Here is a 13,185-nt window from a genome sequence, read left to right on the forward strand (position 1 = left end):
TCCGCGGGGCCAGTTTCTTTCATTCGAACTACGGTGAATCAGGAAGGCATGTCTGGACTGAGTATCCAAGAGCTGTTGGGGGAGAAGGAGGCCGGGCTCGATCTCGAGCTGCTGGCCGGCGAACGCGGTCTGGGCAAACGGGTGCAGGTTCCGCGCATCCAGAAACCCGGGCTGGCCCTGGCCGGTTACACCACCAACCTGCACCCTGATCGGATTCAGGTTCTGGGGTCGACCGAGTTGAGTTACCTGAATCAGCTCGATCCGGACGTGGCCGAACTCAACCTGCGTCGGCTCTGCGAACTGGATGTCTCCTGCCTCATCATTACCAAGGGTCAGACCCCGCCCCAGTTGCTGCTCGACAAGGCGGAAAAGTATTCGATCCCCCTGCTGTTGTCCCGCCATCAGAGTTCCAAGTTTATTTCTCTTGTCACCCAGTTCCTCGAAGAACGGCTGCTGCCGTCGACGACCGTGCACGGCGTTCTGGTCGATGTTCTTGGCGTCGGAGTGCTGCTGCTCGGCAAGAGCGGGGTGGACAAGAGTGAATGTGCTCTCGACCTGGTTCTCAAGGGACACCGCCTGGTTGCCGACGATGTTGTGAAAATCCGCATGAAGCTCCCTGCCGTGCTGTTTGGCGAGGGGAGCGATCTGCTGCATTACCATATGGAAATACGCGGACTCGGCATCATCAACATCAAGCACCTGTTCGGGGTGGCTGCCATACGGGAACGAAAAAAGATCGATGTTGCGATCGAGTTGGTCGAATGGCAGGAAGGCGGCGAATACGATCGCCTCGGCCTCGAGGAACAGACCTACAGCATTCTCGGGCTGGAAATTCCACTACTGAAGATCCCGGTTCGCCCAGGTCGCAATATCACCACCATCGTCGAAGTTGCGGCCCGCAACCAACTGCTCAAGGAAATGGGTTACCACAGTGCCATGGAATTCCAGGATCGCCTGGAGAAACGGATGGCCGAAACGGCCTGGCTGCATGCCCATTCCATCATCGGGGATAATCTTGAATAGCCGCAAGCGCGTCATCATCATCACCGGGCTCTCGGGGTCGGGTAAGAGTTCTGCAGCCCGTGCCCTTGAGGACGAGGGCTTTTTCGTCGTCGACAACCTGCCGCTGGCCCTGCTGCCCAAGTTTCTCGACCTGGCCGAGCAGGGGGTGCGTTTCACCTCGGAGGTTGCGGTCGTTATCGACGTGCGCAACCGCGATTTTCTCGCCGGGTTTGAGACTACCCTCGAGGCGTTGCGGCAGGCCGGGCATGTGCTCGAAATCTTTTTTCTCGATGCTTCCGACGAAGCGCTGACCCGACGTTATTCGGAAACCCGCCGCCGGCATCCCCTTGGCCTGCAGGGGGGGGTGGCCGAAGGGATCCGCCAGGAACGCCAGTTGCTCTCCGGTCTGCGCGGTCAGGCCACGGCGATCGTTGATTCCTCCCGGCTGACGCCCCACCAGCTTCGCTCTAAAATTGTCCGGCTTATCCGGGGCGACGAGAACGTTCTGCCCCTGGTCGTTCTGCTGCAATCTTTTGGCTTCCGCTACGGACTCCCGGCCGAATCCGATCTGGTGATGGATGTGAGGTTCCTGCCGAATCCGCATTTCATTCCCGAACTGCAGCCGTTGACCGGAGTCGACAGCAGTGTCAGCGATTATGTGCTGCGCCAGCAGGAAACCCACGAATTTCTGTCCCGATTCAAAGACTTGTTCGCTTTTTTGCTCCCTCAGTATCAAAGAGAAGGTAAAAGCTACCTGACCGTATCTATCGGCTGCACCGGCGGTCAACATCGCAGCGTGGCCATTGTCGAAGCACTGCGGTCGTGGTTTTCTTCCACGGGCGTTACGCTTGAGTTGGTTCATCGTGATATCGCCAAGGGGTGAGACATGACCGGACTGGTAATCGCAACCCACGCCCGCCTGGGTGAAGAACTGCTCAATGCCGCAGAAATGATCATCGGCCCGACAGCAAGTGCCCGTGCCGTGTCCATCTGTATGGGGGACAGCGTTGAGAGCATCCGGGAACGGATCGAGACGGCCATCAGCGAGGTAGGGGGAGATGGCGAGGGGGTTGTGATCATGACCGATATGTTCGGGGGAACTCCGTCCAATATCAGCCTGTCGTTTCTTGAAACGGAGCGGATTGAAGTCATCACCGGTGTTAACCTTCCCATGGTCCTCAAGTTTTTCAATAGCCAGGAAGACCTTTCCCTGGGGGATTTGTCCGGCATGATTAAAGCCTACGGTGAACAGAGTATTTCCCTGCCGAGCGAGTTCCTGAAAAAATAGCTTTCTTGTAGAGTGTGTGTGAGTTGCCATGAGTATTGTGCTTGCTCGTATCGACAACCGCTTGATCCATGGACAGGTGCTCGAATCCTGGGTCCCCCATGTCAATGCGGACTGCATTGTGGTGGCCAATGATCAGGCGGCTGGCAATGCATTTCAGAAACTGCTCATGGAGGCCGCTGTCCCCAGAGGGATACGGGTTATCATTGACACGCTCGAAGGGGTGGCCGAATTATGTTCGACCGGAGAGTTGATTGATCGCAAGGTGCTGTTGTTGCTGGCGAGTTCGCAGGATGCTCTGGCGATCCACCGACGCGGCGTCGGCTGTGGCAAGCTAAATCTGGGCAACATGCATGGGGGGCAGGGCAAGCAGCGGGTCGCCTGCACCATTGCCCTCGACCCGGATGACGTCGACAATCTCCGCTTGCTTGAGGCGGATGGCGTGCGCGTCGTGTCGCAGTGCATCCCCTCTGATCGAGAACAGGACTGGAAAAAACTAATTCAGATCCTGGGGGCCTGAGATGCCCTTTGTCGCCGACTACCTCTTTGCCGCAGGGATAGCCATCCTGGCCGGGCTTGACCGAACTGCGGCGATGCAGTTCATGGTGTCGCGGCCGATCGTGGCGGCCCCGGTGACCGGTTTCGTTCTCGGCGACCCCTGGAGCGGGCTGCAGGTAGGAATTCTGATTGAACTGATGTGGCTGGGACGTCTTCCCGTCGGTGCGGCTATCCCGCCGGATGACACCCAGATCGCCGTCGCCGGAACCGCCCTGGCGATCATCATGGGGAGTTGGACCGGGTTCTCCGGGTTGCCCATGATCCTGCTCTGCCTGCTCGTGTCGATGCCGCTGGGCAAGGCCGGGCAGGGGTTTGACCGCCTGGCCCGGAAGGCTAACGGGTGGCTGCTGGAGAGGGCCGATGCGGCCCTGCTGGGCGGGCGTTTGGCGTCTGTCGAACGCTGCCACCTGCTGGGAGTGGTCCTGTTTGCGGCAGCCTCGCTGGCAACTTACCTGGTGATCATGTCGGCCGGAACCGTTGCCGTATGGCAGCTGGCGCCATTCCTGATGCCTTTGCTGACCGAAGCGTCGCCCTGGATTCAGCTGGCATTTCCCCTGGTCGGGGCGGCCATGATCATCGGAACGATCAATGTCAGCCGATCGGTCGTCTTGTTCAGCGCCTCATTCGTAGCCGTTTTTCTGTTGTTGTGGCACCAATGAAACTCAGTTCAGGCAAGCTGCCGCCATGGATCCTGATGCGTGTCTTGCTGCGCTCGTTCCTGCTGCAGGCGAGTTGGAATTTCGAACGGATGCAGAGCCTGGGGGTGCTTTATGTACTGGCTCCGGCTCTGCGGGTCTTCTACCGGGACGAGGACCTTGTGCTGGCCTGCCAGCGGCACCTGACATACTTCAATACCCACCCGTTTCTGGCCTCGCCGATTTTGGGGACGACCCTGGCGCTTGAAGAAAAGCGCAGTCGGAACGAAGCCGCTGGTTCGATCGATGTCGACGAATTCAAGGCCATGATTATGGCGCCCTATGCCGCCATGGGAGATGCGTTCTTCTGGGGCGGCATCCGCCCCCTTGCCGCCTGCGTTGCGCTTTATATCGCCTTGCAGGGGGCCTTGTGGGCGCCGGTGGTTTTTCTCGTCTTGTTCAACGTGCCGCATCTGGCGTTTCGCATCGGCGGACTCGTCGGTGGCTACACGCAGGGGGTCCGGCTGACCCAGGTCATTCAACGGTTTCGGCTGCCCGACCTGGCCATTCGGTGCAAGGAAGGCACCGTGATTTTTCTCGGGGGATTATGCGCATCTCTGGTTTTTAAATGTCTGCAGGGTGAAAAAGTCTGGTCTGGATGGGGATTTACGGCCATTCCGGTGGTGGTTTTGCTGGGCTGGCTCGGCCGCAAGGGGGTTTCCAACCTGATTCTCATTTTGATTTTTTCGGGGATTCTGCTACTACTGGCCCGCTGACCATCGGTTATGTTTTCAGCGTTTTTTGCAGCATAAGGATGATTGCGTCGCAAAAAGTTTGCCCTACGGCGTTACGGTGTTTTTTCAGGACCTCGACCTACCTGATGTAGGCCTTCGCCCCCGAAAAAACACCAGGCCTTGTAGGTCGAAATTTTTGCTTAGCCATCGCAAGACTTTTTGCGAATGCATCAAGGATAGAGGATGAAAAAACAGCAATTTACCATAGTGAATCGGCTCGGACTGCATGCCCGGGCCGCGGCCCAGCTGGTGCAGACGGCTAATCGGTTTCATGCCGATGTGACCGTGGCAAAAGACGGGGTCGAGGTTAACGGCAAAAGCATCATGGGCATTCTGATGCTGGCGGCGCCGAAGGGGTCGCAAATCGAAGTGAATGTCGCCGGTCCAGATATGGAACAGGCCTTTGCGGCCATTGCCCAGTTGATCGAAAATGGTTTCGGAGAAGATTGACATACCGCAGGACACCCTGCTGGTCGGCATCGCCGCTTCGCCGGGGATCGCCATCGGGCAGACCTACTCCGTCGACCGTGAGCGGATGTCGGCTGTCGAGCGTCGTATTTCGGTCGACGAGGTGCCGGAGCAGGTGCAGGCCTTCATGGAGTCGGTGCAGCTGTCCCGTTCACAACTGGAGGAGGTCCGCGCCGCCGTTAACGATCGCGAACTGGCAGAGCACCTTTACATCATCGATACGCACCTGCTGATTCTCGAAGACCAGATGCTTCTTGACGGCACCACTTCCCTGATTCATGGCGAATTCCTTAATGCCGAAGGGGCGCTGAAGCGAACCCTTAAGAAGTTTCAGGAGGTTTTCGATTCGATCGAGGATGAGTACCTGCGTGAGCGGCGGTCGGATATCGATTCAGTCGGTGAACGGCTGCTGCGTAATCTGAAAGGGCAGTCTCAGCAGTCCATTGCCGGGATCGACCGCAAGGTGATCGTCGTCGCCCATGACCTGTCGCCCGCGGACACCATGCAGATGGACAGGGACCGAATTATCGGTTTCGTCACCGATCTCGGCGGCCGAACCTCGCATACGGCCATTCTGGCCCGGTCGCTCGGAATTCCTGCGGTCATCGGCCTTGAGACCGTCACCGCCAGGGTGCCGAGCGGAACCCCGGTGATTGTCGACGGTACGCTCGGCTGCCTGGTCCTCAACCCTTCGGCCGAAACCTGTCGCGAGTACGAGGAAAAGCAGCGGGCGTTCGAAAGCCGGGAGGTGGAGCTGCTCAGCCTGAGTTCTCTCTCCGCCGAAACTCTGGACGGCAGCCGGATTCGCCTGAGTGGCAATGTCGAACTGGCGAACGAAATCCCGGTGGCCCTGCGTTACGGGGCCGAGGGAGTCGGTCTGTTCCGTTCGGAATTTTTGTATCTGAACCGCACCGTCCCGCCCAGCGAAAATGAACAGGTCGTCGCCTACCGCTCGGTGGTTGAAGCCATGGCCCCGCAGCCGGTTACCATCCGTTCGCTTGATCTCGGCGGCGACAAGTTCGCCCCCGAAATCAATGTTGCCGACGAACTCAATCCGGCGATGGGGCTGCGTGCCGTGCGTTTTTCCCTCAAGGAGCGGCGGTTGTTCAAGTTGCAGCTGCGCGCCATCCTACGATCTTCGGCGTTTGGCCGGGTACGACTGATGTTCCCGATGATTTCCGGGGTCGCGGAAATTCGCGCCTGCAAGGAGCTGGTGGCTGAAGTCAAGGCCGAGCTGGCTGCTGAAGGGATTGCCTTTGATCCGGATGTGCCGGTCGGAATCATGATCGAAATTCCCTCAGCGGCATTAATTGCCGACCTGCTGGCCAAAGAGGTCGATTTCTTTTCCGTCGGAACCAATGACCTGATTCAGTACTGCCTGGCCGTGGACCGGGGCAACGAGAATGTGGCCTACCTGTACGAACCGTTGCATCCGGCGATTCTGCGCGCTCTTCAGGCGATCTGTCGCGCTGCCCGGCAGGCGCGAATCAGCGTGGGCATGTGCGGGGAGATGGCCTCCGATCCGTTGTACACGTTGGTATTGCTCGGGCTCGGCTTTGACGAACTGTCGATGAACCCGCCGAGTATCCCGCGTGTCAAAGAAATCCTGCGCATGGTGCGCAGGGATGAAGGCGAACGATTGGTCGCCGAACTGTCGAACCTGGCGACGGCTTCCGAACTCAACCGTCACCTTGATGACGAAATGAATCGCAGGTTTCCTGAGCTGTTCAGGCCCCTGATATGATTTGTTCTTGACAGGCCAACTTGTGGTTCCATATAATTTCGTGTTTTGTTAACCAGAAAAAATTCAAAGGGGGAATGATCTCCATGGGTATGACCGACTTTTTGTTCACTTCCGAGTCTGTAACCGAAGGACATCCCGATAAGGTCGCCGACCAGGTTTCCGACAGTATTCTCGACGCCATCCTCGAGCAGGATCCCCGGTCCCGCGTCGCTTGTGAAACCATGGTGACCACTGGGATGGCGGTGATTGCCGGTGAAATCACCACCAACGCCCGCATCGACTATCCCGAGGTCGTGCGCCAGGCGATCAAGGAAATCGGTTACAACGATTCGGCCATGGGGTTCGACTGGGAAACCTGCGCCGTACTCACCTCGATTGACCGGCAGTCGCCCGACATCGCCCAGGGGGTAACCGAAGGTGAAGGCCTCTACAAGGAGCAGGGCGCCGGCGACCAGGGGCTGATGTTCGGGTACGCCTGCAACGAAACCCGCGAACTGATGCCGATGCCGATCACCTTTGCCCACAAGCTGACCAAGCGCCTCACCGAGGTTCGCAAAAGCGGCTTGTTGTCCTTTCTGCGTCCGGACGGGAAGTCCCAGGTTTCGATCCAGTACATCAACGACAAGCCGATCCGGGTCGATGCCGTCGTCGTATCGTCCCAGCACGCTCCCGAGGTGACCTACGAAACCCTCAAGGAGGCGATCCTCGAAGAGGTGATCAAGAAAGTCATTCCGGAGAACCTGCTTGATGAGCGGACCAAGTATTTTATCAACCCGACCGGCCGTTTCGTGGTCGGTGGTCCGATGGGGGACTGCGGCCTGACCGGCCGCAAGATCATCGTCGACACCTACGGCGGTCAGGGCTCCCATGGCGGCGGTGCCTTCTCCGGAAAAGATCCCTCCAAGGTCGACCGCAGCGCTTCCTACATGGCCCGTTACGTGGCCAAAAATATCGTGGCGGCAGGTCTGGCCGACAAGTGCGAAGTCCAGGTCGCTTACGCGATCGGAGTGGCCGAGCCGGTCTCGGTCATGATCAACACCTTCGGTACAGGCAAGATCCCCTCCAATGAGATTGCCCGCATCACCCGCGAGGAATTCGATATGCGCCCCCGCGCCATCATTGAAACCCTCGACCTGCTGCGCCCCATTTACAAGAAAACCGCGGCCTACGGCCACTTCGGGCGAGAACTCCCTGAGTTCACCTGGGAGCGCACCGATCGCATCGAGTCCCTGCGCAAGCGGGCCGGTATCTGAGGTCAGTGATAGCTTTGATAAAAAAGGCGAACCAGGCGGTTCGCCTTTTTTATTTAGCCCGATTCAGTTACCATGAACCGGCATTTCCACATCAGGCCAGGAGCTTGCCATGAACCGTCGGGCGATTCCGGAACTTTCGATCATCGTTCCCACTTATAACGAGTCAGCAACCTTGCCGGCGCTGCTGGCCTCTCTGGATAAGCAGCGTGGCGTTGATTTTGAATTGATCCTGGTTGACGGGGGTTCGCAGGACACAACCCGGAATCTGGCCAAAGCCTTTGCCGCTGATGCGGGCTTTCCGGTGACGCTGATTGAGTCGGCGGCGGGACGCGGCCGGCAGCTTAATGCCGGCGCGGTCAGGGCCAGGGGAGCGTCGCTGCTCTTTCTGCACGCCGATTCCAGTTTTGCCGACCCCCACGCCCTGGCCGACGGCCTCTTTTTTTTCGACCATATGATCGACAGCCGGGGAGACGATGCGGTGGCCGGTCATTTTTCCCTCTGCTTCCTCCGTTCCCGAGCCGGATCTTCGGCGGGTTATGCGTTTTATGAAAGCAAGGCGCGGCTCAACCGGCGCGGCTGCATCCACGGCGACCAGGGGTTCCTGGTCCGCCGCTCTTTCTTCGAGCGGCTCGGTCCGTTCGCTACCTCGCTTCCCTTTCTGGAAGACGAGCGTTTTGCCGATGCCGTATCTGGTTGCGGCGAGTGGGTTCTGCTGCCGGCCGAAATCCTGACTTCCGCCAGGCGTTTCGAAAAAGAAGGGTTGCTGTCCCGGCAGATTCTCAACGCCCTGATCATGAACGCCGCGGCCATCGGCTGGACCAGTTTTTTGCACCAGGCCCCGGACCTCTACCGTCGGCAGGGGGAAGCCGGCAGGCTGGAGCTGCTGCCGTTTTTTCGGCGGCTGAAGCGCCTGCTGCAGGATATGTCATGGCAGGAACGTGCGTGTACCTGGTATCGCTCCGGAGCTTACGTACGGGACAATGGCTGGCAGCTCTTGCTCGCCGTCGACTTCTTGCTGGGGTGGCGGCGCAATCATTCCTGGCGCGGAGAAGAGACCCCCGTGCTCGACCGCTACGAACGCTGGTATGATCGTTTCAGTAATCACCCCGGCGGCCGTTGCCTGGCGGCAGGGGCTGTCTGGGCCTGGTTTCATGTCACCTGGGGGGGGCTGGAACTGCTGCAGCGGCTGCAGTTTTTTCGCAAAGAAGAGGGAGAGCATGTCGCAGATCGCGATTGATATGGCCGCTGGGATTCCCCTGCTCAATACTCTCGGCATACGCTTGGTCGAGAGCGGAGAGTGCCACGCTGTCATGGCGGTCGTCGTCGACGCACGCCACCTTAATTACCTGGGGGGTGCTCACGGCGGTCTGCTGGCGACCCTGGCCGATACCGTCTGTTTTTTTCCGGCGTCCCTGCTGCCGTCCGGATTGAAAGTAGCCACCTCCAATCTGAACCTCAATTATATCCGGGGTGGCCAGGTTGGGGATCGGCTGCTGGCCCGCTCGCAAATCCTTCATCTCGGCCGTCGCACGGTGAGTCTGTCGGTGACCATCCATGACAGTTGCAACCGGTTAATGGTACACGGTACGGCAACGCTGGTCGTATTGGCCTGATCGCTGTTCGCCACGGGCCTTCTGTGCTATAATAGGCGTGCAATCTAACTAAGATGGGGAGGTTTATGATGAGGCATAAGACTTTTTTGCTGGCGTTGCTGCTGTTGGCCTTTACTGCCGTTTCATGCTCCACCTACAAGAGCCAGGAAGTATCATTCAAGCCGCCTTCAGCTTATCAGGGGATGCAGATGGTCGCCGGGGCCCAGGTGGCGGCTGAGGCCTATGCGGATAAATCAGTGGCCAGGGACGTTTTTGGTTTTGACATCCGGGGTGCCGGGCTGTTGCCGGTTCAGGTCATCGTCGATAATACCGGAATTCATGGGCTGGATATCGTGCCAGGACAGACTTTTCTGATTGACGCCGGCGGCAGTTACTGGAACGTACTGGATAACCGGACGACCTATCAGCGCCTGGAGAAGAGTTCCGAGTATGGTGAGATTGCCCGCGGCGCTGGCAAGGGATCGCTGCTCGGTGCTGCCGGCGGGGCGATCATCGGGGCGGCCATCGGGATTGTCAGCGGAGAAAATGTCGGGAACGCGGTAGCCAAGGGGGCTGCTCGCGGCGCCGCCGGCGGCGCCGTCATTGGCGGGGCACAGTCGGGGTCTTCCGGAGAAGCCGGTCGCCAGATTTCCCGGGACCTGGCCAACAAGCAAATGGATAACAAAACGATCGCCGCCGGAACCCTGGGGCGGGGATTCCTGTTCTTCCCGGCCGAGGCGACTTCGGCCAAGGAATTGCGAGTTCAACTGAGGGAAGCCGATACCGGCGTTCTGCATACCGCGGTTTTCCTGTTGAATTAGTGTGAATTCTATTTCAGGCTGAAAAGGGCGGATCTGCACGATCCGCCCTTTTTTTTGTCTTGACCCGGGGGGCACATGATGTTAAATCAATAAAAGTTGATATATTTAACTTGGCAAAGTTGATTCGTATGCTCGATACTTTCAAAGCCCTTTCCGATGTCACCCGCTTGCGCCTGGTGGGTGTTCTGTCCAATGGGGAGTTTACCGTGCAGGAATTGACCGCTGTGCTGGCCATGGGGCAGTCGCGGATCTCTCGGCACCTGAAAATTCTCTTTGATGCCGGCATTCTTTCGGTGAAGAGGCAGGGAACCTGGGCGTATTACCGGCTTAAAGGCGATAACGGGTTTTTTCTTGAAATCTGGCCGGCCATGGAGCGATCCCTGGATTGCCAGGCATTGCGAAAGCGGGATCAGGAGCGGGTGACGGAAATCCTCGAATCCAGGCGCCGCCGCAGTCTCGAATTTTTTGACCGCCACGCCAGGCAATGGGATGATTTCACCCGTAACCTGTTGTCGTTTCCCTCCTACCTGGACGCGTTGCTCAACGAAATCCCCGCCTGCCGGACGATCGTCGAAGTCGGGGTGGGAACCGGCAATGCCCTGGCGGCCCTGAGCTGCAAGGCGCCGCAGGTGGTCGGTGTTGACCATTCGCCGGCCATGCTTGATCAGGCCCGTTCCCGGGTCAGCCAGGAATGCCTGTCCGGAGTAGAATTCCGCCTCGGCGAGATGTCGCATCTGCCGGTGGGCGACAGCGAAGTCGATTGCCTGCTGCTGAACATGGTCCTGCACCATGCGGCGCAGCCGGATCGGGTGTTTCAGGAAGCGCGCCGCATCCTTGGCCCCGGCGGGCGGCTGGTGATCGCTGATCTTCAGCGGCACGACCAGGACTGGGTCCGTGAGAAGCTGGCTGACCAGTGGCTCGGTTTTGAACGGAAAGAACTTGAAGGCTGGCTGACCGGCGCGGGGTTTTCCTGTGGCCGGTTCGTGCCGGTTTCCGGAATGGCAGGCCAGCAGGATGTGTTCATCCTGGCGGCTGAACGCATGGACGATTTACAGACGACTTATCAGACCAACAAGGAGTGATGGTGACCATGAAGACGCAAATGAAGGATTTTAAAGTCAAGGACCTCGCGCTCGCCAAGCTGGGACGCAAGGAGATTGAACTGGCCGAAGTCGAAATGCCGGGATTGATGGCACTGCGGGAGGAGTACCGCGGCAGGCAGCCTCTCAAGGGGGCGCGCATTACCGGCTCGCTGCACATGACCATCCAGACCGCGGTGCTGATCGAGACCCTGGTCGAGCTCGGCGCCGAGGTGCGCTGGGCCAGCTGCAACATCTTCTCCACCCAGGATCAGGCCGCCGCGGCGGTTGCGGTCGGCCCGGCCGGCACCCCCTCTGCCCCTCAAGGCATTCCTGTTTTCGCCTGGAAGGGGGAGACCCTGGCCGAGTACTGGTGGTGCACCGAGCAGGCCCTTTCCTGGCCCGGCGGCGAAGGGCCGAACATGATCCTCGACGATGGCGGCGACGCCACCATGATGGTCCTTGATGGCGCCAGGTTCGAGCAGGACGGCGTACCGGCGCTCACCGAAGAGGATCCCGAGGACTGGGTCGAGCTGGTCAAGTGCCTGCAGTCGTCGATCGCCGAGAAGCGCAACGACTGGACCGAGATCCGCAACACCGTCAGGGGGGTCACCGAGGAGACCACCACCGGGGTTCATCGTCTTTACCAGCTGCAGAAGGAAGGTAAGCTTCCGTTCCCGGCCATGAACGTCAACGATTCGGTTACCAAGAGCAAGTTCGACAATGTTTATGGCTGCCGTCACAGTCTGGTCGACGGCATCATGCGGGCAACCGATGTCATGCTTTCGGGCAAGGTGGCGGTGATCTGTGGTTACGGAGACGTCGGCAAGGGCTGCTGCCAGTCGCTGCGCGGGCAGGGGGCGCGGGTCATCGTTACCGAAATCGACCCGATCTGCGCCCTGCAGGCGCTGATGGAAGGCTACGAAGTGAAGACCCTCGAGGATGTCGTTGCCGATGCCGACATCTTCGTGACCACCACCGGCAACTATCACATCATCACGGCAACCCACATGGCGCAGATGAAGCATAACGCCATCGTCGGCAATATCGGTCATTTTGACAACGAGATTGACATGGCCGGACTTGCCAAGGTTCCGGGGATCCGGAAAATCAACGTCAAAAACCCCCAGGAGCACGGCAACCAGCTCGACCAGTGGGTCTTCCCTGACGGTCACGCCATCCTGGTGCTCGCCGAAGGGAGATTGCTTAACCTCGGCTGCGCCACCGGGCACCCGTCCTTCGTCATGTCGAACAGCTTCAGTAACCAGGTTATTGCCCAGATTGAACTGTTCGGCAACAGCGGCCAGTACGAAAATGAGGTCTATGTCCTCCCCAAGCATCTTGACGAGAAGGTGGCCCGGCTGCACCTCGGCAAGCTTGGCGCCAGGCTGACCACGCTGACGAAGCAGCAGTCCGATTATATCGGCGTGCCGGTCGACGGGCCGTACAAGCCCGATCATTATCGCTATTGATTCAAGCTGTCTGCTCACCAAAAAGCCCCCGGTTCTGCCGGGGGCTTTTTTTGTTGAATGGACTTTATTCCGGTCCGCCCGGTCTGTACGGGTTCTCGATCGACAGGCAGTTTTGCGCGTCGTCCCAATAGGGGGAAATCTTGCGCAGGCTGGCGACAATCTTCGGCAGCACCGCGATGATTTGCTCCACATCCTCTTCGCTGCTGTAGCGGCTCAGGCTGATGCGCAGTGATCCGTGAATGGCGGTGAGCGGAACCTGCATCGCCTGCAGCACGTGGGACGGGTCGAGGGTGCCGGAAGTGCAGGCTGAACCGCTTGAGGCGCAGATGCCGGCGCGGCTCAGTTCATACAGCATCGCTTCCCCCTCGATACCATGGACCGCCAGGTTCAGGGTGTTGGGGAGTCGTTCGGCTCCCTTGCCGTTGACCTCCAGGGCCGGGATCCGTTCTTCCAGCTCGCTTTGCAGGCGATCCCGCAGGGCG

15 protein-coding genes are annotated in these 13,185 nt (G+C 59.1%); 14 read left to right on the top strand and 1 reads right to left on the bottom strand.

What is annotated here, in order from left to right; translation table 11 throughout:
* Positions 1-48 precede the first annotated feature (48 nt).
* The 14 genes from hprK (at position 49) to ahcY (ending at position 12,703) form a co-directional block, all read left to right on the top strand.
* Positions 49-1,023: an HPr(Ser) kinase/phosphatase gene (gene hprK / locus ABYV89_RS01240; protein WP_432821098.1), complete on the top strand. Its 975-nt coding sequence runs from the start codon at positions 49-51 to the stop codon at positions 1,021-1,023.
* A complete protein-coding gene (rapZ, locus tag ABYV89_RS01245; protein ID WP_432821099.1) occupies positions 1,016-1,885 on the top strand; it encodes an RNase adapter RapZ in 870 nt (289 codons plus the stop codon). The genes hprK and rapZ overlap by 8 nt, the downstream gene beginning before the upstream one ends.
* 3 nt (positions 1,886-1,888) lie before the next feature.
* On the top strand, positions 1,889-2,290 hold the full coding sequence (locus tag ABYV89_RS01250; RefSeq protein ID WP_432821100.1) for a PTS sugar transporter subunit IIA: 402 nt from the start codon (positions 1,889-1,891) through the stop codon (positions 2,288-2,290).
* Between the two features lie 28 nt (positions 2,291-2,318).
* On the top strand, positions 2,319-2,807 hold the full coding sequence (locus tag ABYV89_RS01255) for a PTS system mannose/fructose/N-acetylgalactosamine-transporter subunit IIB (protein WP_432821101.1): 489 nt from the start codon (positions 2,319-2,321) through the stop codon (positions 2,805-2,807).
* A gap of 1 nt (position 2,808) precedes the next feature.
* Positions 2,809-3,504: a PTS sugar transporter subunit IIC gene (locus ABYV89_RS01260; RefSeq protein WP_432821102.1), complete on the top strand. Its 696-nt coding sequence runs from the start codon at positions 2,809-2,811 to the stop codon at positions 3,502-3,504.
* Positions 3,501-4,256, top strand: coding sequence for a PTS system mannose/fructose/sorbose family transporter subunit IID (locus tag ABYV89_RS01265; protein ID WP_432821103.1), 756 nt, complete (start codon positions 3,501-3,503; stop codon positions 4,254-4,256). Before ABYV89_RS01260 ends, ABYV89_RS01265 begins: the two co-directional genes overlap by 4 nt.
* Positions 4,257-4,457: 201 nt before the next feature.
* Positions 4,458-4,724 carry an HPr family phosphocarrier protein gene (locus tag ABYV89_RS01270; protein ID WP_432821104.1) on the top strand — a complete coding sequence of 89 codons (267 nt, stop codon included), beginning with the start codon at positions 4,458-4,460 and terminating at the stop codon, positions 4,722-4,724.
* Positions 4,705-6,486: a phosphoenolpyruvate--protein phosphotransferase gene (gene ptsP / locus ABYV89_RS01275; protein WP_432821105.1), complete on the top strand. Its 1,782-nt coding sequence runs from the start codon at positions 4,705-4,707 to the stop codon at positions 6,484-6,486. Before ABYV89_RS01270 ends, ptsP begins: the two co-directional genes overlap by 20 nt.
* 83 nt (positions 6,487-6,569) lie before the next feature.
* Complete coding sequence (gene metK / locus ABYV89_RS01280; protein WP_432821106.1) at positions 6,570-7,739, top strand: methionine adenosyltransferase; 1,170 nt, start codon at positions 6,570-6,572, stop codon at positions 7,737-7,739.
* Positions 7,740-7,848: 109 nt separating this feature from the next.
* Positions 7,849-8,976 carry a TIGR04283 family arsenosugar biosynthesis glycosyltransferase gene (locus tag ABYV89_RS01285; RefSeq protein ID WP_432821107.1) on the top strand — a complete coding sequence of 376 codons (1,128 nt, stop codon included), beginning with the start codon at positions 7,849-7,851 and terminating at the stop codon, positions 8,974-8,976.
* Position 8,977: 1 nt separating this feature from the next.
* Positions 8,978-9,352 (top strand): PaaI family thioesterase, encoded by a 375-nt coding sequence (locus ABYV89_RS01290; protein WP_432821108.1) that lies wholly within the window; start codon positions 8,978-8,980, stop codon positions 9,350-9,352.
* Positions 9,353-9,420: 68 nt separating this feature from the next.
* The gene (locus ABYV89_RS01295) at positions 9,421-10,152 is read left to right on the top strand and encodes a hypothetical protein (RefSeq protein ID WP_432821109.1); all 732 of its coding nucleotides are present in this window, start codon (positions 9,421-9,423) and stop codon (positions 10,150-10,152) included.
* A gap of 128 nt (positions 10,153-10,280) precedes the next feature.
* Positions 10,281-11,234, top strand: a complete 954-nt coding sequence (locus ABYV89_RS01300; protein ID WP_432821110.1) for an ArsR/SmtB family transcription factor — start codon at positions 10,281-10,283, stop codon at positions 11,232-11,234.
* An 8-nt stretch (positions 11,235-11,242) separates the two neighbouring features.
* On the top strand, positions 11,243-12,703 hold the full coding sequence (ahcY, locus tag ABYV89_RS01305) for an adenosylhomocysteinase (RefSeq protein ID WP_432821111.1): 1,461 nt from the start codon (positions 11,243-11,245) through the stop codon (positions 12,701-12,703).
* 64 nt (positions 12,704-12,767) lie between these two features.
* Here the strand turns inward: ahcY and ABYV89_RS01310 are convergent.
* On the bottom strand, positions 12,768-13,185 hold a 418-nt coding region (locus ABYV89_RS01310), incomplete at its 5' end, for an aminotransferase class V-fold PLP-dependent enzyme (protein WP_432821112.1).

The organism is Trichloromonas sp. (assembly GCF_041583255.1).
Lineage (GTDB): Bacteria > Desulfobacterota > Desulfuromonadia > Desulfuromonadales > Trichloromonadaceae > Trichloromonas.

Coding starts and splice junctions, on each gene's coding strand:
- hprK (WP_432821098.1), top strand. CDS start 49: ATGTCTGGACTGAGTATCCAAGAGCTGTTGGGGGAGAAGGAGGCCGGG.
- ABYV89_RS01250 (WP_432821100.1), top strand. CDS start 1,889: ATGACCGGACTGGTAATCGCAACCCACGCCCGCCTGGGTGAAGAACTG.
- ABYV89_RS01255 (WP_432821101.1), top strand. CDS start 2,319: ATGAGTATTGTGCTTGCTCGTATCGACAACCGCTTGATCCATGGACAG.
- ABYV89_RS01260 (WP_432821102.1), top strand. CDS start 2,809: ATGCCCTTTGTCGCCGACTACCTCTTTGCCGCAGGGATAGCCATCCTG.
- ABYV89_RS01265 (WP_432821103.1), top strand. CDS start 3,501: ATGAAACTCAGTTCAGGCAAGCTGCCGCCATGGATCCTGATGCGTGTC.
- ABYV89_RS01270 (WP_432821104.1), top strand. CDS start 4,458: ATGAAAAAACAGCAATTTACCATAGTGAATCGGCTCGGACTGCATGCC.
- ptsP (WP_432821105.1), top strand. CDS start 4,705: ATGGTTTCGGAGAAGATTGACATACCGCAGGACACCCTGCTGGTCGGC.
- metK (WP_432821106.1), top strand. CDS start 6,570: ATGGGTATGACCGACTTTTTGTTCACTTCCGAGTCTGTAACCGAAGGA.
- ABYV89_RS01285 (WP_432821107.1), top strand. CDS start 7,849: ATGAACCGTCGGGCGATTCCGGAACTTTCGATCATCGTTCCCACTTAT.
- ABYV89_RS01290 (WP_432821108.1), top strand. CDS start 8,978: ATGGCCGCTGGGATTCCCCTGCTCAATACTCTCGGCATACGCTTGGTC.
- ABYV89_RS01295 (WP_432821109.1), top strand. CDS start 9,421: ATGAGGCATAAGACTTTTTTGCTGGCGTTGCTGCTGTTGGCCTTTACT.
- ABYV89_RS01300 (WP_432821110.1), top strand. CDS start 10,281: ATGCTCGATACTTTCAAAGCCCTTTCCGATGTCACCCGCTTGCGCCTG.
- ahcY (WP_432821111.1), top strand. CDS start 11,243: ATGAAGACGCAAATGAAGGATTTTAAAGTCAAGGACCTCGCGCTCGCC.